This window comes from Lentzea pudingi (assembly GCF_014646255.1).
In the GTDB taxonomy this organism is placed as follows: domain Bacteria; phylum Actinomycetota; class Actinomycetes; order Mycobacteriales; family Pseudonocardiaceae; genus Lentzea; species Lentzea pudingi.
In genome coordinates, this window is record NZ_BMNC01000016.1 from 82,946 (window position 1) to 100,817 (window position 17,872).

The 17,872-nt window shown below is 67.6% G+C and carries 20 protein-coding genes; 10 read left to right on the forward strand and 10 right to left on the reverse strand.

Annotated features, from left to right (window positions below):
• Positions 1–34 precede the first annotated feature (34 nt).
• Positions 35–634, forward strand: a complete 600-nt coding sequence (locus tag IEY88_RS36100; protein ID WP_189159407.1) for a hypothetical protein — start codon at positions 35–37, stop codon at positions 632–634.
• On the opposite strand, the gene IEY88_RS36105 is transcribed toward IEY88_RS36100, so the two are convergent.
• Positions 621–1,142 carry an HNH endonuclease gene (locus IEY88_RS36105; protein WP_189159408.1) on the reverse strand — a complete coding sequence of 174 codons (522 nt, stop codon included), beginning with the start codon at positions 1,140–1,142 and terminating at the stop codon, positions 621–623. The two genes, IEY88_RS36100 and IEY88_RS36105, sit on opposite strands and share 14 nt — an antisense overlap.
• Before the next feature lie 98 nt (positions 1,143–1,240).
• Between IEY88_RS36105 and IEY88_RS36110 the strand changes: the two genes are divergently transcribed.
• Complete coding sequence (locus IEY88_RS36110; RefSeq protein WP_189159409.1) at positions 1,241–1,792, forward strand: hypothetical protein; 552 nt, start codon at positions 1,241–1,243, stop codon at positions 1,790–1,792.
• Here the strand turns inward: IEY88_RS36110 and IEY88_RS36115 are convergent.
• Positions 1,767–2,555 (reverse strand): LysR family transcriptional regulator, encoded by a 789-nt coding sequence (locus IEY88_RS36115; RefSeq protein WP_189159410.1) that lies wholly within the window; start codon positions 2,553–2,555, stop codon positions 1,767–1,769. The genes IEY88_RS36110 and IEY88_RS36115 overlap by 26 nt on opposite strands.
• 177 nt (positions 2,556–2,732) lie before the next feature.
• On the opposite strand from IEY88_RS36115, the gene IEY88_RS36120 reads away from it, so the two are divergent.
• Entirely contained in the window at positions 2,733–5,231 is a 2,499-nt protein-coding gene (locus IEY88_RS36120) for a PEP/pyruvate-binding domain-containing protein (RefSeq protein ID WP_189159411.1), read from the forward strand.
• A gap of 28 nt (positions 5,232–5,259) precedes the next feature.
• A complete protein-coding gene (locus IEY88_RS36125) occupies positions 5,260–5,916 on the forward strand; it encodes an EcsC family protein (protein WP_189159412.1) in 657 nt (218 codons plus the stop codon).
• Here the strand turns inward: IEY88_RS36125 and IEY88_RS36130 are convergent.
• Positions 5,913–6,671, reverse strand: a complete 759-nt coding sequence (locus IEY88_RS36130; protein ID WP_189159413.1) for a bestrophin-like domain — start codon at positions 6,669–6,671, stop codon at positions 5,913–5,915. The two genes, IEY88_RS36125 and IEY88_RS36130, sit on opposite strands and share 4 nt — an antisense overlap.
• A gap of 316 nt (positions 6,672–6,987) precedes the next feature.
• Between IEY88_RS36130 and IEY88_RS36135 the strand changes: the two genes are divergently transcribed.
• The 3 genes from IEY88_RS36135 (at position 6,988) to IEY88_RS36145 (ending at position 8,928) form a co-directional block, all read left to right on the forward strand.
• Positions 6,988–7,956 carry a DUF6923 family protein gene (locus IEY88_RS36135; protein ID WP_189159414.1) on the forward strand — a complete coding sequence of 323 codons (969 nt, stop codon included), beginning with the start codon at positions 6,988–6,990 and terminating at the stop codon, positions 7,954–7,956.
• Positions 7,957–8,151: 195 nt separating this feature from the next.
• Positions 8,152–8,355: a hypothetical protein gene (locus IEY88_RS36140; RefSeq protein ID WP_189159415.1), complete on the forward strand. Its 204-nt coding sequence runs from the start codon at positions 8,152–8,154 to the stop codon at positions 8,353–8,355.
• Positions 8,356–8,499: 144 nt separating this feature from the next.
• Entirely contained in the window at positions 8,500–8,928 is a 429-nt protein-coding gene (locus IEY88_RS36145; protein WP_189159416.1) for a CBS domain-containing protein, read from the forward strand.
• A 66-nt stretch (positions 8,929–8,994) separates the two neighbouring features.
• Here IEY88_RS36145 and IEY88_RS36150 read toward each other — a convergent pair whose 3' ends face one another.
• The 3 genes from IEY88_RS36150 to IEY88_RS36160 all read right to left on the reverse strand — a co-directional run bounded on the left by IEY88_RS36150 (position 8,995) and on the right by IEY88_RS36160 (position 10,373).
• The gene (locus tag IEY88_RS36150) at positions 8,995–9,219 is read right to left on the reverse strand and encodes a hypothetical protein (protein WP_189159417.1); all 225 of its coding nucleotides are present in this window, start codon (positions 9,217–9,219) and stop codon (positions 8,995–8,997) included.
• Between the two features lie 277 nt (positions 9,220–9,496).
• Positions 9,497–10,033, reverse strand: coding sequence for an SRPBCC domain-containing protein (locus IEY88_RS36155; RefSeq protein WP_189159418.1), 537 nt, complete (start codon positions 10,031–10,033; stop codon positions 9,497–9,499).
• Positions 10,026–10,373: an ArsR/SmtB family transcription factor gene (locus tag IEY88_RS36160; RefSeq protein ID WP_189159419.1), complete on the reverse strand. Its 348-nt coding sequence runs from the start codon at positions 10,371–10,373 to the stop codon at positions 10,026–10,028. Before IEY88_RS36160 ends, IEY88_RS36155 begins: the two co-directional genes overlap by 8 nt.
• A 111-nt stretch (positions 10,374–10,484) precedes the next feature.
• Between IEY88_RS36160 and IEY88_RS36165 the strand changes: the two genes are divergently transcribed.
• Together IEY88_RS36165 and IEY88_RS36170 are read left to right on the forward strand one after the other, a co-directional pair.
• Entirely contained in the window at positions 10,485–11,447 is a 963-nt protein-coding gene (locus tag IEY88_RS36165; RefSeq protein WP_189159420.1) for a DUF3500 domain-containing protein, read from the forward strand.
• A 13-nt stretch (positions 11,448–11,460) separates the two neighbouring features.
• Positions 11,461–12,090: an endonuclease V gene (locus IEY88_RS36170; RefSeq protein WP_189159492.1), complete on the forward strand. Its 630-nt coding sequence runs from the start codon at positions 11,461–11,463 to the stop codon at positions 12,088–12,090.
• Here IEY88_RS36170 and lspA read toward each other — a convergent pair.
• Together lspA and IEY88_RS36180 are read right to left on the reverse strand one after the other, a co-directional pair.
• A complete protein-coding gene (gene lspA / locus IEY88_RS36175; RefSeq protein WP_189159421.1) occupies positions 12,062–12,547 on the reverse strand; it encodes a signal peptidase II in 486 nt (161 codons plus the stop codon). The genes IEY88_RS36170 and lspA overlap by 29 nt on opposite strands.
• Positions 12,548–12,887: 340 nt before the next feature.
• Positions 12,888–14,186 carry a 6-phospho-beta-glucosidase gene (locus IEY88_RS36180; RefSeq protein WP_189159422.1) on the reverse strand — a complete coding sequence of 433 codons (1,299 nt, stop codon included), beginning with the start codon at positions 14,184–14,186 and terminating at the stop codon, positions 12,888–12,890.
• A gap of 289 nt (positions 14,187–14,475) precedes the next feature.
• Between IEY88_RS36180 and IEY88_RS36185 the strand changes: the two genes are divergently transcribed.
• Complete coding sequence (locus IEY88_RS36185; RefSeq protein WP_189159423.1) at positions 14,476–16,497, forward strand: helicase; 2,022 nt, start codon at positions 14,476–14,478, stop codon at positions 16,495–16,497.
• Here IEY88_RS36185 and cutA read toward each other — a convergent pair.
• Together cutA and add are read right to left on the reverse strand one after the other, a co-directional pair.
• The gene (gene cutA, locus IEY88_RS36190) at positions 16,480–16,776 is read right to left on the reverse strand and encodes a divalent-cation tolerance protein CutA (protein WP_189159424.1); all 297 of its coding nucleotides are present in this window, start codon (positions 16,774–16,776) and stop codon (positions 16,480–16,482) included. The two genes, IEY88_RS36185 and cutA, sit on opposite strands and share 18 nt — an antisense overlap.
• Before the next feature lie 11 nt (positions 16,777–16,787).
• The gene (add, locus tag IEY88_RS36195) at positions 16,788–17,789 is read right to left on the reverse strand and encodes an adenosine deaminase (protein ID WP_229694079.1); all 1,002 of its coding nucleotides are present in this window, start codon (positions 17,787–17,789) and stop codon (positions 16,788–16,790) included.
• Positions 17,790–17,872 lie beyond the last annotated feature (83 nt).

The following is a 17,872-nucleotide window of genomic DNA, read 5'->3' on the forward strand; positions in this document are numbered from 1 at the left end:
GTCGTCCCGGCTCTGCCATGACTGGGGGGTTCTGGTGGATCAGCTGCTGGCGGGATATCTGGTGGCCGCGCGCGGTGCCAGGGAGGACTGGCAGGACGCGGGACTGTCGGGCGGTGACCTGGTCTCGATGAGCGGGTGCGTCGCTGACGTGGTGCCGGCCGAGCGCGATGGCTGGGACGAGTGGTTCGACGACGCCGTCTCGGCCGCACGGTCATGCACCCGCGCGGACCTGCGCGTACTCGCCGTGGGCTTCGCCGCGGCGGATGCTCCGGCTCTGCTCGAGGACATCGCCGAGACAGGTGTGCGCCCGGAGCACGGCGGTGTGGCGGCCCGCCTGGCTCGCGGGGAGGCCTACCCCGGTGAGCACTCCGGTCCGGTGCGTGGCTACGAGCTGGTCGGCTTCGACACCGGGATCTGGCACACGTGGACCTGTCTCGGCGGACTCGTCGGGGACGTCCGGCAAGCGACGGGCATCCGGCCTGGACCGTGGGGGTTGATCGAGGACGAGCGTGAGGCACGCCGGGCCGCGGCGTGGCTCACGGAGTCCGGGTTGGGCGACCCGAAGGTGTTCTTCTGGGTGCCCGCCCTCCTGATCGACATCACCGACGAGAGGCTTGGCGTCACGGCAAGGTGATGCCGTGCCGGTCCGCCAGCTTCTTCTCCACCTCCGCGATCACGCACGCGATCGTCGACGGGTTGAGCCGTCCCTCCCCGAACCGCACCACGGTCCGCGCGAACTCGTCCGCCGCGAGCGCCCGGCACTCGGCGTTCAGCGAACGGTGGTTGACCGCGGCCTCCTTGAAGCACTCCAGCGGCTTGCGGCCGAAGATGACCTCGAACTCCTCCCAGCCCCGGAGCGTCCAGTACGTGTCGAACGACGACGCGGACGTCGCGCGCAGCCACCGCCACAGGTACCGCGGGTCCACGTGGCTCGGCGACTCGCTGACGCACCGCCCGCACAGCAGCACGACGTTGTCCGTGGTGCGACTGCCACCCATTGACGCGGGAACTACGAGGTGTTGCTCCAGTGAGGACCTGTAACCGCAGCGCCAGCACCGTTCGTGAGCAGTGCTCCAGTCGATGACGAGGTCGACCTCGTGCTCGACCCAGTACGCGACGATCTGCTGGTTGCTGGTGCTCATGTGATCCTTCCCCAGTCGTTGCCTCCCCTGTCGGTCGTGAAGGCGATTCCGTTTCGCCCACCCGCAACTGATAGAACATCTCGCATTAAGGGGGAGAGATGCCTTCGTTCGACGACTTACGCCGGTACCTGCTCGGTCAGCTCAACGCCGCTGTCCGGCGACCCGGCATGTACGGCGGTGAGGCGGTGATCCTCACCCTGCTCGACGCGCTGGCGTTCGCCGACGACCGCACGGACCGGTGGCAGATCGAGCTCGAGGCGTTGGTCAAGCGCGGTGCGGCGAACGCGGCGATGGTCAGCGGCGCGGTGCACGAGGCGCTCGGGCACCGCAGCGAGGACGTCATGGCGTCGGTGTACGCGGATCTCGCGCACCGGCAGGGCTGGCTGAGCCTCGACGCCGACAGCCGCATCCCCGGTGTGCTGGGGGAGCGGGACTGCCTGCTCGACGACGTGATCGCCGAGTACGGCGAGCCGCCGTTGTGGCTGGGCGGCACGAATCCCAAGTACTCGAAGACGCTCGGCTACCCGGACCGGTCCGGGTCGCTGGTGTTCTTCCACTTCATGCCGGAGATGCGGTTGATGGCGACGAGGCGCGGCGAAGGAGGCTTCCGCGACAGCTTCGTCTTCACACCTGCTGGGCTATCGCGATGAACTCGGTGAGCAGCGGCGTCTGCCGGTGCTCCGCCCACGCCAGTGCGACCTCGTTCGGCGCGATGTCCTCTATCGGCACGTGCACCAAGTCCTCGCGCGAGTAGAACACCGCCGTCGACAACGGCAGGATCGCCACCCCGCCGTGCATCGCGACGTGCTCCAGCTTCTCCTCGACGGTCCGGATGCCCGGAGTGCCGGTGTGCGTCACGCGCCGTTCGCCGGACAGGTCCGCCTCCAGCACGCTTTCCTTGCCCGCCAGCCGATGCGTCGCCGGGATCACGGCGACGCGCGGTTCGGTGAACAGCGGCACGACGCGGAGCCCGTCCATCGGCACCGGCAGCCGCACGTAACCGGCGTCGACGCGGCCGTCCTGGATCACCTCGACCTGGTCCTCCCACGTCGTGCGCACGACCTCGATCCGCAGGCCGGGATGCCGTGACGCCAGCAGCCGCAGCGCGGAAGTGACGATCAGGCCGGGCATGAACCCGACCGTGAACGTGTCCGCCACACCGACGCGCCGCAGCAACGCGGAAGCCTGCGCGAGCAACGGGCGTGCGTCGGCCAGCAGTTGCGAGCCCGCCTGAGTCAGCGCTGTCCCCTTCGGCGAACGGTCGAACAGCTGGACCTTCAGTTCCGTCTCCAGCGCGCGGATCTGCCGCGACAGCACCGGCTGCGCGATGTGCAACGACTCGGCGGCGCGGCCGAAGTTCAGCTGCTCTGCGACCGCCACGAAGTACCGGAGCTTCCGCAGGTCCAGATCCATGTGCCCAAGCCTAGGTCACACCGATGAAACCGCAGGTGATGCGCATAGTTCTGCACACCGCGGACATGGCGCGGGGCTTCACCATCCTGCGCGGGAGTGGTGATTTATTCATCACGTGTTGAGTTTTCGGCTGAACGCTCGTAACCTCCTCTTCAGGCGGAACCTGGAGGGGTACCCATGGCGCTCACCATCGACTTCAAGTCCATCGACGGCACGATGCTCGCCACTGTGGGCGGCAAGGCCGCGAACCTCGGTGAGCTCACCAGGGCCGGCCTGCCGGTGCCGCACGGCTTCTGCGTCACCACGGACGCCTACCGCGCCGTCGCACGAGCCGGCGAACTGGCGGACACCACTCCGGAGCATGCCCGCAGAACGTTGCTGGACACCGCTGTGCCGCAGGAGATCCGGGACGCGATCGTCACTGAATACCGCAAGCTCGGCGACGACGTGCCCGTGGCTGTCCGGTCCAGTGCCACCGCCGAGGACCTGCCGTTCGCGAGCTTCGCGGGTCAGCAGGACACGTTCCTCAACGTCGTCGGCGAGGACGCGGTGGTCGACGCGGTGCGCCGGTGCTGGGCATCGCTGTGGACGGACCGCGCGGTCAGCTACCGCGAGACGAACGGCATCGACCACACCACCACCTACCTGGCCGTTGTCGTGCAACGGATGGTGCAGTCCGCGGTGTCCGGCGTGATGTTCACGGCCAACCCCGTCACCGGCACGCGCGAACAGATCGTCATCGACGCGAGCCCCGGTCTCGGCGAGGCGGTCGTGTCCGGCGCGGTCAACCCCGACCACTTCGTCGTCGACGGCCGTGAGATCGTCGAGAAGCGGCTGGGGGACAAGAAGTTCGTCATCCGCTCGCTACCGGGCGGCGGCACCGAGCACGTCGAGGCCGGCGAAAGCGACGACCAGTGCCTCACCGACGGGCAGATCCACGCGCTCGCCGTTCTCGGCCGCAAGGTGCAGCAGCACTACGGGTCGCCGCAGGACACCGAGTGGGCGATCGACGACGACGGCGACCTGCACCTCACCCAGGCGCGGCCGATCACGACGCTGTTCCCGTTGCCGGACAACGCGGACGGCGGCGCGCACGTCTACTTCTGCTTCAGCCTCGCGCAGGGGCTCGAACGCCCGATCACGCCGATGGGGCGCGCGGTGTTCCGGGAGATCTCCAAGGCCGCCTTCGAGATCGTCATCGGCGACCCGAAGAGCAAGTCCTATGTGGAGACCGGCGAGCGCATCTTCTTCGACGTCACCAAGGTGTTGCAGAGCAAGGTCGGCCGCGAGTTCATCACGCGTCTGCTCGGCGTCATGGAGGCGCGTTCCTCCGAGGTGCTGCGAGGCCTGTTCGTCGACCCGAGGTTCGCGATCAGGAACTCCTCCCCGACGCCCGCGGTGAAGCGCGTGCTCAGGCTGGCCCGCCGGTTCCGGCTGCCGGTGACCGCCGTGAAGGCGCTGGTGAACCCCGAGAAGGCCGTGCGCACCGCGTTGCTGATGGAACGCGAGGTGCTGGAGAAGGCCGCGAGCCTCTCGATCGAGCAGGCGTTGCAGCGGTGCACCGTGCCGGTGCTGCCCAGGCTCGCACCCACCGCGCTGGTCGGGTTCGCGATGCTCGGCCTCGTCGGCAAGGTCGTGAGGACCAAGCCGGGGGAGCTGCAGACGGTCCTGCGCGGCCTGCCCAACAACATCACCACCGAGATGGACATGGCGATGTGGGACCTGGCGCAGGAGATCCGCCACGATCCCGAGGCGCTGCGGCAGTTCCGCGACGGCGAACGCCCCGCCGCGCTCGACCGCTTCCTCGCGCGGTGGGGGCACCGCGCCGTCGCCGAGATCGACCTCGGCCTGCCCCGGTGGTCCGACGACCCGGCGCACGTCATCGGCGTCGTCGAGAACTTCCTGCGCCTCGAAGACGACCAGGCCCACCCCGACGCGGTCTTCGCACGAGGCGCCGCCGAAGCCGAGGCGATGATCGAGACGCTGGCCGGGCGGGCCTGGGGACGTGGCTGGTTCGTGCGCTTCGCGTTGCGCCGCACCAGGGTGCTCGCCGGCCTGCGGGAGTACCCGAAGTACCTGATCATCACGTTGTTCGGCGTGCTGCGGAAGCGCGTCGCCGACCTGGGAGCCGAGCTCGTCGCGGCTGATCGCCTCGACGCCCGTGACGACGTCTTCTTCCTGAACTTCGAGGAAATGCGCTCCGTACAAGGAGATCTGCGCACGCTGGTGGCTGAGCGCCGTGAGGTCTACGACCGCGAGATGCGACGCAGGCACATCCCGCGCGTGTTGCTGTCGGACGGCACGGAACCCGAGGCGGTGCACCACGGCGGCCCGGTGGAGGGCGACCTCGTCGGCACCCCGGCGTCGGCGGGCACGATCACCGGCATCGCACGCGTCGTCATGGACCCGGTCGGCGCGCACCTCGAACCCGGCGAGATCCTCGTGGCGCCGTCGACGGATCCGGGGTGGACGCCGCTGTTCCTGACGGCGGGCGGCCTCGTGATGGAGATGGGCGGGGCGAACTCGCACGGCGCGGTCGTGGCGCGTGAGTACGGCATTCCGGCGGTCGTGGGCGTGCGTCAGGCCGTGACGCGGATCAGGACCGGTGAGCGCATCACCGTCGACGGCAGCACTGGCGCGGTGATCACGCTGGAACCGCCTGTTGAAGTCTCGTGATGCCGTCCGGACGCGTAATGTCGGGAATGTGGCTGAGTCCAAAGGTGAGCTGAACAAGGTCCAGCAGGGCATCGCCGACTACCTGCTGCGCGCCGGCGTGGACGGCTTCGGGCCGTTCAAGAGTGCCCGCGAGTCCGCGTCCGAGGCGCTCGCCAAGAAGGGCGACGAGACCGACGCGATCAAGTACCTCATCCGCAAGCACGTCGCGCTGGCGGGCGCGCAGGGCTTCGTCACGAACCTCGGTGGCCTGATCACGCTGCCGGTCTCGCTGCCGTCCAACATCGCGGCCACGTACGTCATCCAGACGCACCTCATCGCGTCCATCGCGTCGTTGCGCGGCCACGACGTGGACAGCGAGGAGGTGCAGATGGCGATCCTGCTGTGCCTGCTCGGGAATGCCGGAACCGAGCTGTTCAAAAAGGTCGGCATCAAGCAGTTCACGAAGAAGGCCGCGTCGGCACTCATCACAAAATACGGTACAAAGAAACTCGGGACCGTCGTGGCGAAGGGCGTTCCGCTGCTGGGCGGCGTCATCGGTGGTGGCGTCGACGCCGCCTCTACCAGAGCGGTCGGCGCATTCGCCAATCGCTACTTCGCTCGCACGGACGTGTTGCCGAAGGTCATCGACGGCGAGGTGCTGTCCGTGGAGATCGAGGAAGCGGGCGGAACGGCCGATTCGCGCTAACTGAGCCTGTCCAGTGCGGAGCTGAACGCGTCCGGCGGGATGAGGACGCCACCGCTGAACGGGTTCTGCAACTGGTAGATCGCGAACAGCAGCAGGACCAGCGTCGAGCTCAGCGTGATCGTGATCAGCAGCTGCGAGGTCAGGGTCGGCCCGCGGAACAGGTACGGGAACAGCAGCGAGAGCCCGGTGCCGATCAGCAGCGCGAGCCACACGACCGGGTTGACGCCGTTGTCCGCCGCGTCCAGACGTTCCTGCCTGGCCTGGTAGACCTCCCACAGCTGGTTCGCGGCCTCGGCCTTGCGGTCCTCCTGCCAGCCGCCGTCCGGCGCCGCGGTCGAGATCGTGTCCCTGAGCTGGTTCAACGTGGCCCAGCCCTGGTTGCCGACCTCCTCGCCGTCGCGCATGCGCGGCCACTCGTCGTCGACGACGGTCGACACGTAGTCGCGGATCAGCTGGTCGACCTTCGTCTTCGCGGGATCCGGCAGCGAGTCCGAGGCCCAGTCGACGGCGACGAGCGCGTTCGCCTCCTTCTGCACCTGTTCCTCGGCGCCGTTGGCCGAGTCGAACAGGGAGATGAGGATGAACGCGGCGAGCACCGCGTGCAGGCCGGCGACGATGCTGAACACCGAACCGCCCGCCCCGAGGTTCTTCTCGCCCACTTCCTCCGAGCCGAACCGGCGGGTGATGACGACGAGAACGGCGGAGATGGCGGCGGCACCGAGAACCCAGAGCGTGCCACTGAGGTAAATGCTCAATTCGGCTCCTTTCTTGGTGTGGGATTAGACCACGGTCTACTGTGACCGGTACAGCACGGTGGGGTTGACGAGTAATGGTCAGGTGGGAATGCGCGGCAGCGGCAGAAATACCCGGTTGTCGTATTGGGCTACTCCATACCGGTGGCGGCGTGATTCGCTCGCGTTGGGCGCGGTCTCGTCGCTATTGGTGCTTTCCGCGCCCTTCACCAGCGCCGTTGCTCAGGCGGCGGCGCCGAACTGTGACGCTTATCAAGTGCGTTCATCCCATCGTGGCGACTTCTCGATGTTCACGAAAGTGGACGTTTCATCCGGTGGGGTGACGGAAGTAGCCCGCCTGGACTACGCGCTGAATGCACTGGGGTATTCGCAGAGGCTGGGCCGTCTGGTCGGTCTCACCTCCAAGGGCCACCGTTGGTGGAAGAACCCGTCGCACGTAGTGCTGATCGACACCAAGGGTGTGGTCAACGACCTCGGACCCGTTGACGCGCACTGGTTCCGCACCGACGACGTCTCGGCGGGCGCGGTCGTCGGCACCACGTTTTACGTGCGCGACAACGCGAGGCTGCACGCCATCGACATCGACCCGGACAGCCCGTCGTACCTCGAGATCGTGCGCACCGTCGTGCTGGGCTGGCCCGCCCTCGCGCTCGACGACTTCACCGTCGACCCGGCGAGCGGGAAGCTGACCGGCGTCTCGGCCGCGGGCGTGGGACCGGGCGAGGTCGTGACGTTCGACCCGGTGTCCGGCCGCGTGCTGGACAGGACGGAGATCGCCGGTCTGCCCGGCAAGTCCACGTACGGCGCCGTGCTGATCGACTCGGCCGGCACCGTGTACGCCATCAACAACGGCCACCACGGCCGCAGCCGCTTCTACCGCATCACCGGCGGCACCGCGCAAGAACTCTCGACCGGCCCGCGGATGGGCATGATCGACGCGGCGGGCTGCCTGCCGAACCCGATGCCGCCGCGCGTCGAACCTCCCGCACCCCGCCCCGAGGTGCCGCCGCCCCCGCCGCCTCCGGCCCCGCCCGCCACGACCACGCCGGCGCCGCCCGCACCCGTCCCGGTCGTGCGGCAGCCCCCAGCCGCCACGCCCCCACCACCTCCCGCCGCGCAGCAACAGCCGGTGCCGGCGCGCGCCGCGCGCCAGAAGCCCGAACCCCGCAAGGATCTTCCACTCGACCCCGAGACGACGCCGATGACCAAGTCCCGCAAGTGGGCGATGGTCACCGTCATCCTCGTGATGCTCGGCGCCGGCGCGGCCGCCGCTCGAACCCGCGGTTAATTCGGTTGGCACCAGGCGGCGGCGTCGCTAGCGTTGCGGGCATGCTGTCCATCTGATGAAGCCCGCAGCGCTCTCGACGCTGCCCTCGCGACCTCGACGTCGCCCGCTTTCTTCGGTGACCCATGCGCGGGTCCATCTCTCACGGCCGTCTTTCGCCGTGCCCTTTGCACGCCCTCTTCGCGAGGAGGCTTTCGCATGCCTGCCACCAGCCAACCCCAGCCCGAATCCCAGCCCCAATCCCAGCCCGAACCCCAGGCAGGGCCGGGCAACCGCGCCGCCCGACGAGCGCAGAAGCGGGGAAAGCAGGACCAGAACACGCACTTCCAGCTGCCGCAGCAGCGGGTGCCGGTGGTCCAGCCGCGCCAGTTCGCGACCCGTCGCCGCGGAGGATCCGCGTAGCCGACGCCGAACCAGGCGCGACACCAGCAGGGGACGTGACCGATCGGCCACGTCCCCTGCTCCCTTCGTGGGCTCGATCTCCCGTTCTGTCCGAATCCGATCTAGCCTGAGTTGCTACCGGACCGACAGGATCGGAGGCGCCAGATGAGGATCGCTGACGTTTTGCGCACCAAGGGATCGGCGGTCGCGACAATCGCCCCGGACGTCCCAGTGTCCGAACTGCTGAGAGCACTCGCCGAACACAACATCGGCGCGATCGTCGTCGTCGGCTCGTCCGGCGTGGCGGGGATCGTGTCGGAACGCGACGTGGTCCGCCGACTGCACGAAGTGGGAGTCGACCTGCTGTCTTCCCCCGTGTCGGCGATCATGACCGCCGACGTCTTCACCTGTTCGCCGTCGGACACGGTGGACAGCCTCACGATCGTGATGACCGAGCGGCGCTTCCGCCACGTGCCCGTGCTGTCCGACGGGCAACTGGTCGGGATCGTCAGCATCGGCGACGTGGTGAAGAGCCGAATCGGCCAGCTCGAACAATCGCACGACCAACTGCAGGCCTACATCGCCCAAGGCTGACCGGCACCGGACTCCTCACTTCGCCGGATCGGGTGAAACCTTCACCTGCCTGGCTCGTCCCAGAGCTCATTGATGCCGCACCAGCGGCGTCGTCGTCACGGACGACACGCTGGCCCACGCGGACACCGACGCCACCGAGGCACGCAACCACGCGTCGCTCGCCTCGGTGGCGTCGGCGTGCCCGGCTCTTGGGACTTCGCGGTAGCACAGCGGTTCCTTACCAAGGGCAGCGTCGACGGCTACCTGCCAGCACTTCGAGTTCAAGCGCGTCGGACGCCGAATGGCGATCATGGCCCGCTACCGCAGAGCCGGCGTCGTCTTCCCACCTCTGGTAAGTCCCCGACGAAACCGTCCGCGTCGCGCAGGTGTCGCGCTTCCCGCCGTGCCGGAGGCCGAACTCTCGAACTTCTCACGTCTGGACAGACATGACGGAGCTTCGCGATTGCTCCGACCGCCCCGCGCTGACGCAACTAATATATTGCCCGTCACCCCGCTCTCACCTGCCGCTTAGCAATGACTCTTTGGACTTCGACGTCAAACGAGTCGTTGCAAAACCAGGTTTCACGTTTCAGACGGCGCGGTCGATACCGGGCGGTTCGGGCACGTTCTCGGTCTTGGTGCCTGCCGGCATCGCCCACATGAAGGCGCGCATCATCACGTACTGGAACCTCAGGCCGGCGCCGACATCGCCGGACTCCACGACCTGCTTGAGCGCGGCGAGGATGCCCTTCCAAGTCGTGTCGACCTTGTCGAGCCGCTTGACGCCCTCAGGCCAACCGGAGTTGCGCAGTGTTACCCGCGTGCCGCCGTCGACCTCTTCGAACTCCCACGAGACGACGGTCCACGGATCGTCGCGCATGGTGAGCCGTTGCGTGTGGGAGAGCAGCCGGGGCGGATCGACCTCGACGACGCGGCCGACGACGAAGACCCGCTTGCCATCGGTCGACCGGTAGTACAGCGGCGCGCCCGGTTCGAGCGCGGAGTCGAGCACCGCGTCCATCATGGCGCGCTGCTTGCCATCGAGTTTGGTGATCTCCGCCCACACCTTCTCGATGGGCGCGGCGATCACGATGCTGTGCAACAGCTCGATGCCGGGTTCAGCCAACGTCCTCATCCTCCCGTTCGGCGCTCTCGACCGTGAGCTTCAAGCCGACCAGCGCCTCTGCCCAGTTCTGCTCGTAGTGCGCGACCCACCGCTGATGGATCTGCTGGATGGGCACGGGATTCAGGTGGTTGACCCGCTTCCGGCCCCGCGGCTCCACGAGCACCAGATCGGCTTCGCGGAGCACACCGAGGTGCTGCATGACGACATGCCGGCTGGTCTCCAACTCCTCGACCAGCTCGCCCGTGGTGCGCGGGCCCTTGCGCAGAACGTCGAGAATCGCGCGCCTCAGGGGGTTCGCGAGGGCGCGCCAGATGGCATCGTCATCATGTGGCAACTTCATTACGTAAGATTTTTAACACCCTTCGACGCACGTGTCGAGCTTCGGAGCAACCGCAAGACTTCAGCGGAACGGCTGCCAGTCCGCTGACCTCACGGCCTATAAGTTCGAAGCATGCTGCACGACGTCGCTGACGCCACGCACCGATATATTAGTTTGCTCGCCGCTGACCAGCGCGAACATGCGATACGCGAGGTCACCGACGACCTGAGGCGTCGCTGGGCGTACACGCCCGGTATACGCCCCGGACTCGCCTTGGGCGAACTTCGGCGAGACCAACGCAAGGCAGTGCACGGCATGCTCGCGACCGTGCTCAGCCCACACGCCTATGCACAAGCCGCTGCGGTGATGGCGTTGGAAGACGTTCTCGACCACCGCGAAGGCGGGCACCGCGATCGGCACAGCGGCGACTTCTGGACAGTGCTCTTCGGCACCCCAGGCGGCGACGACCCCTGGGGATGGCGCATCGAAGGACACCACCTGTCGGTGAACGTCGTCGTCGCCGACGGCCGCGTCTCGGCCACACCGTTCTTCCTCGGTGCGAACCCGGCCCGCGTCACCTATCGCGGCCGCGTCGTCGGCCAGCCCCTTCACCTGGAAGAAGAACTCGCCCGCGAACTCCTGGACCGCATGGGCCCGACCGCCCGTCGTCTGGCCGTCGTCTCGGACAGCGCTCCCCAAGACATCCGCACGGGAAACTCGCCGAGGATCAGCCCGTCGGAACCGATCGGCGTGACGCCGGCCCAACTCGGCAAACCCGCGGCGGAGCTGCTCGTCGACATCGTCCGCTTCTACCTCGACCGGCTCTCCTACGAACTGGCCGACGAGGAATTCGCCCAGATCGACCCGGAACGCCTGCACTTCTCCTGGGAGGGCTCGCTGCGCCGGGGCGAAGGCCACTACTACCGCGTCCAGGGCCCGGAACTGCTCATCGAATACGACAACACGGCCAACGAGGCCAACCACGTCCACACGGTCTGGCGTCGCCATTCAGGTGACTTCGGCGACGACCTGCTCGCCGCTCACTACGACGAGTCACGGCACACTGTCGTCCGTGGAATGGCCCAGAACGGTTGACGACGCCGTCGCAATGCAAGAGCGCCTGCGCACCCAAGTGATCACTACAAGTGCTTCTGACCTGCGCATAGAAACCGTTGCGGGCCTGGACGTCGGCTACCGTAGCAACGACTCAGTTGCGGGCGTCTGCGTGGTGTTCGATGCAAAGACGCTGGTCGTCCTCGACGAGGTCGTCGTCGAGGACACGACGGAATTCCCGTACATCCCTGGGCTCTTCGCGTTCCGCGAGATGCCGGTCCTGCTGCGCGCCCTCGATCAGGTGACCGTCGCTCCAGACCTGTTGGTCGCGGACGGTCAGGGCCTCGCACACCCGCGCCGGTTCGGCCTGGCGTGTCATCTCGGTGTGCACACAGGCATCCCGAGCATCGGCGTCGCGAAGAACGCGATGGGCACGTTCGAGCAGCCTGGTCACGCCCGCGGGTCCATGAGCAACCTCGTCATGGACGGCGACGACGGCAACGAGGTCGTTGGCCGAGCCCTGCGAACCCAGGACGGCGTCAAACCCGTCTTCGTGTCGGTCGGTCACAAGATCGACCTGGACCGGGCGTGCACCGAAGTGCTGCGTCTGGCCCCGCGCTACCGGCTGCCCGAGACGACCCGCCGCGCCGACACCCTCACTCGGCAGGTTGCTTCGTCGGGGTGAAGCTCAGCAGCACGAGCAGGATCGCGCCGCAGACCAGCGCGATGTCCGCGACGTTGCCGACGAACCAGCCGTTGTAGTCGAGGAAGTCGACGACGTGCCCGCGCGCGAAGCCCGGCGGCCGGAACAGCCGGTCGAGCAGGTGCGTCGTGGCGCCGCCCAGCATCAACGCGAGCGCGGCCGCACGCAGCTTCGTCTGCGGCTGCATGCCGTACCGCGCGAGCATCACGACGGCGACGGCCGCGACGATGGTGAAGACCCACGTCGACCCTGCACCGATCGAGAACGCGGCACCGGGGTTGTAGAGGAGCCTGAGCTGCAGGAACTCCCCGATCACGGGAATGGGCGCGCGGCCGGTCAGCGCGCTCTCGGCCCAGAACTTCGTGGCCTGGTCCAGCAGCAGCACGAGCACGGCGATGCCCATGACGAGTGGCACGCGGCGAGAGGTGGTGGTGTCCATTTGCGGACGAGCGTAGTTAAGAACTCCACCACTCGGCATCAGACCCTGGTCACTCGCTGAACGCGTCGACGTCGTCAACGTTGATCGCCGCGTGCGACTCCTCCTCCAGCGTCGCTGATCGCTCGTCCGTGTCGTAGTCAACGCACATGCGCCATCGTCCGTCCCGTGCGCCGCGAGTATGTGTGGAAGCGACCATGGAACGTGCGCCCGTCGCCGTCCGCACGCGTCGACACGAGCCGGAAGATGTCGCGCTCGCTAGCGACGTCGTCCTTCGCGATGCGCTCGACGAACCGGCATGGCACGTTCACCGAGCTGCCGCAACAGGTCGGAGTCCACGACCTCAGAAGTCAGCGCGGAAGACACCGGACAGGAGCGGATGCGTGTCGACGATCTTCCGTGCGATGGTCACGGAGTCAACGAGCGGATGTAGTGCCAACGCCTTCACGGCATGCGCGCGCTCACCGCTGATGGCCGCCTTGATGGTGGCGCGTTCGACGACCTTGAGTGCGGTGACGAGTCCGACACCCTCGTCCGGCACCTGGCTGACCGAGACCGGCCGCGCGCCGCTCGCGTCGACGAGGCTCGGCACCTCGACGATGGCGTCCGCGTCGAGACACGCCAACGTCGTCCTGTTCGGCACGTTGAGGATCAAGGTGGCTTGCTTGTCGGACGCGATGGCGTGCATCAGATCGAGGGCCACCCGCTCATAGCCGCCGCCGTCGAGGTCGTCGCTGTCGCGTTCGTCGTCGCGGGTCTCGGCCATGTACGTCTGCTCGCGCTCGAGCCGAGTCCGCTCCCAGCTGTCCCACGAAGGCGCCGCGTAGAACTTCTTCTGCTGCTCCAGCAGGAACGCTCCGCGTGACGCGCCGGACTCCACCGCCTCACGCGTGAAGTAGTAGTAGTGCAGGTACTCGTTCGGAATCGCGCCCAACGTCCGCAGCCACTCCGAGCCGAAGAGCTTGCCCTCCTCGAACGACTCGAGCCGCCCGGTGTCCGCGAGCAGGTCCGGCAACACATCACGCCCACCCACATGGACGCCTCGCAGCCAACCGAGGTGGTTGAGACCGGCGTAGTCGAGCCAGACGTCTTCGAGATCGGCGCCGACCGCCCGCGCGACCCGCTTGCCGAGCCCGACAGGAGAGTCGCAGATACCGATGACGCGACTTCCGAGGTGCGCTGACATCGCCTCCGTGACCATGCCGGCGGGATTGGTGAAGTTGATGACCCACGCGTCCGGCGCGTGCACCGATATACGGCGTGCGATGTCGAGCGCCACGGGCACGGTACGCAGGCCGTATGCGAGTCCGCCGGCACCGACTGTCTCCTGCCCGAGCACGCCGCAACCTGCCGCGACGCTCTCGTCCGCCGCACGCCCGTCGAGTCCGCCGACGCGGATCGCGGAGAAAACGAAGTCCGCCCCGCGCAACGCCCCGTCGAGGTCCGTCGACGTCGTCACCGTCGGCGCGTCCAGCACATCGGTCGCGAGCTCGGCGAGAACGCCGCCGATCGCGGAGAGCCGCGCGGCGTCCAGGTCGTGCAGCACGACCTCGGTCACGCGGCCGGGCGAACGGTCGGTGAGCAACGCGCGATAGATGAGAGGTACGCGGAAACCACCGCCGCCCAGGATGACCAGCTTCATGCTCCGACCACGTCCATTCCGGCTCTTCGGCAACATCGACCGCTTCGTCGGATCCTACATTTCCAGGTGTGGTCGACGGCGAATCAGTGGATGCTGGGTAGCGGAACGCTGCCGGGTGCCGGAAAAACCTGAGCCCTGCCCTCTGAGGTGCTGACCAGCCAGATCACCTTCATCGCGGGCTCTCGCAAGGGTGCCGCGCACGACCAAAGTGTGATAGAAAGAATGGCTTTGGATTTTCGGAATGAATTTTCCGGGAAGATACGAAGATTGTATCACAGGGGGCAAGGTGTTGGCGAGCGAACAGGCACGGATCACCTCTCTGTATGAAAAGCTCGACAAAGAACGGAACAAAGCGGCCGCCGACCTTGTGGTCGCGCTGCGGGACACGCTCACCCAACGGCTGGACCGGGAGGCCCACGTCGAGGTGCTGACCAGAGAACTGGGCAAGTACCGCGCGGCGGAGGCGGGGCTGTGCTTCGGCCGCATCGACTCGGAGAACGGCGACTGCACCTACATCGGACGCGTCGGGCTGTTCGACGACGATTTCGAACCGTTGCTGCTGGACTGGCGCGCCCCGGCGTCGCGGCCGTTCTACACGGCGACCGCCGCGAACCCGGAGGGTGTCGTGCTGCGGCGGCACTTCCGTGTTCGTGGCCGGGAGCTGTGCGACTTCCACGACGACGAACTGCTGACCGACACGACCGCACTGCTCGACGCCCTCAACGCGCCGCGGACCGCGACGATGCGCGACATCGTCTCGACCATCCAGGCCGAGCAGGACGAGATCATCCGGTTCTCGGGCCCCAGCGTGCTGGTGATCGAAGGTGGCCCTGGCACCGGCAAGACCGCCGTGGCCCTGCACCGCGTGGCATACCTGCTGTATACGCGTCGTGAACGCCTGTCGCGCCACGGAGTGCTGATCGTCGGCCCGAACACCGGCTTCCTCCACTACGTCGGCGACGTCCTGCCGTCGCTGGGGGAGACCGACGTCGTGTTCGCGACACCCGGCGAGCTGTACCCCGGCGTCGTGACCGACGTCGAGGACACCCCGTCGTTGCAACGGCTGAAAGGCGATATATCAGTTCTGGACCTGCTGGCCGTCGCCGTCGCCGACAGGCAGGAGCTTCCCGACGAGCCCGTCGAGATCGAGCTGGAGGATGTCGTCGTCCCGCTCGACGCGCACGTCGCCGCCGTCGCGCGGGAGAAGACGCGCTACTACGGGCTCCCGCACAACGCCGCGCGCAAGTACTTCTTCCTCGCGCTCGCCGAGGAACTCGTCGCACCGGCGTTGCGGTTGATCGGTGTCGACTGGCCGGAGATCGAGGAGGACGTCCGCCACGAACTCCGGAACAGCTCCGCGTTGCACGACGCCGTCGACAGGCTGTGGCCTCTGCTCACACCAGAACAGTTGCTCGCCGACCTGTACGAGGGCCGCTGCTTCCGGATCGGCGCACCGGAGCTGTACCGGCCCGACGGCGAGGCGTGGACGGTGACCGACGTGCCGTTGCTCGACGAACTCGCCGACCTGCTCGGCTCCGACGGAGCCGCGGAGCGCGCGGCGAGACGGGAAGAGGAGGAACAGCTCGAATACGCGCGTGGTGTCATGGACGTCCTGTCGATCGACAAGCGCGCGGACTCCGACGAGTACATCGTCACGGACTTCGTCAACGCCGAAGTGCTGGCTCCCCGGCACGAGGTCCGTGACCAGCGCACTCTCGCCGAAGGAGCCGCCGCCGACCGCACCTGGACCTACGGCCACGTAGTCGTGGACGAAGCGCAGGAGCTGTCCGCGATGGACTGGCGCGTGCTCCTGCGCCGATGCCCGAACAAGTCCATGACCGTCGTCGGCGACCTGGCCCAGCGCCAGTCGGCGAGCGGCGTCCGGAGCTGGGGTGCTGTGTTCGACCGGTTCACCTACCGCCGGCTGGAGGTCAACTACCGCACACCCGGCGAGATCATGGCCGTCGCCATCCCGGTCCTCGAGCTTGTGGACCCCGACGCGTCGGTGCCGGTGTCAGTGCGCGCGGCAGGTGTACGTCCATGGGCTCGCCGCGTAACTGACATATCGGCGGCCGTGCGCGACGAACTCGACGCGCACGCGGATGCACACGACGAACGCACGATCGCCGTCATCGGCGGAGGCTGGATGCCGCCGCGTGCGTCGAAAGGGCTGGAGTTCGACGTCGTCCTCGTCGTCGAACCGCACCGCATGTCGCCCAGCGAGCTGTACGTGGCGTTGACGAGGGCGACGCAACGGCTCGGAGTTCTGCACACCGAGCCGTTGCCGCGTCACCTAAGAGGTCTCCTCTGACACCCACGCGAGGTAGTCGTCGCTGCCCCCGGTCACAGGGGTGACGACGACCTCCGGCACGTCGTAGGTGTGGTGCGCCTTGATGTGCGCGACGAGTTCGTCGACGCGGGTGGTGGACGTCTTCACGACGCACTGCCATTCCGCGTCGACGCGCACCTCGCCGTCCCACCGGTAGATGCTGCGGATCGGCACGATCTGCACACACGCGCCAAGCCGCGCCCCGACGATGCCCTTCGCCAGCGACTCCGCGGCGTCCTCGGAGCCAACGGTCGTCGTCACCACGCTCACACTCACAGGGCGTCGATCTCCTTCAGCAACTGGTCCTTCAGTTCGGCAGGCGCGTACGACGCCCGCACCGCGGCTCGGGCGAGGCCGGCGAGTTCGTCGCGGCCGAAACCGAACCGCTCGTGGCACAGCAGGTACTCGCGGTCGAGATCGGTGTGGAACATGCCGGGGTCGTCCGTGCTGATCGTCACGGGCACACCGGCCTCCACGAGCCGTGGCAACGGATGCTCGTCCAGCGACGTCACCGCACCCGTGCGGATGTTCGACGTCGGACACACCTCGACGACGACGCCCTCGTCAGCGAGATGCCGCATCAACTCGGGATCTTGCACCGCACTGACGCCGTGCCCGATCCGTTCGGCGCGCAGATCGCGCAGCGCGGCCCAGATCTCGCTGGGCGGCGTCGTCTCACCGGCGTGCGGCACCATGTGCAGTCCGGCGTCGCGCGCCATCGCGAACGCCTCGCGGAACATCGCCCTCGGCGAGTCCGACTCGAACCCGCCCAGCCCGAACCCGACCAGTCCCTCGGGCCGGTACTCGGCCGCGAACCGCGCACTCGTCATGCCCCAGTCGCGATCCCAGGTGCCGGGAACGTCGAAGATCCACTGCAACGCGACACCGTGCTCCGCGAGCGCCTCGTCCCGGCCCGCCTTCAACGCCTCGACGAGTTCGTCGGGTGCGATGCCCGCCCGCAGGTGACTGGTCGCGCTGATCGTCAGCTCCGCATAGCGGATGTTGGTCCGTGCGGCGTCACGTGCGTATCCGACGATGAGCGTGCGGACGTCCTCCCCGGTGGTGACGAGGTCGTTGACGATGCCGTAGACGTTGATGAAGTGCCGGAAGTCCCTGAACTCGTAGAACTTCCGCAGAGCGGCCTCGTCGGTCGGCACTCGCCCGCCGGGGTGGTTGCGCGCGAGCGCGAGGACGGTGTCGACGGAGGCCGCGCCCACGAGGTGGACGTGCAGCTCGGCCTTCGGCAACGCGTGGACGAAGTCGGAAATGTGCACGGTCCATGCTCTCAGGTCAAGGGCCGTTCGACGGGTGACATGTCTTGCAGTCAAAGGAGAGGGTGCAGGGCGATCCCTGTCTC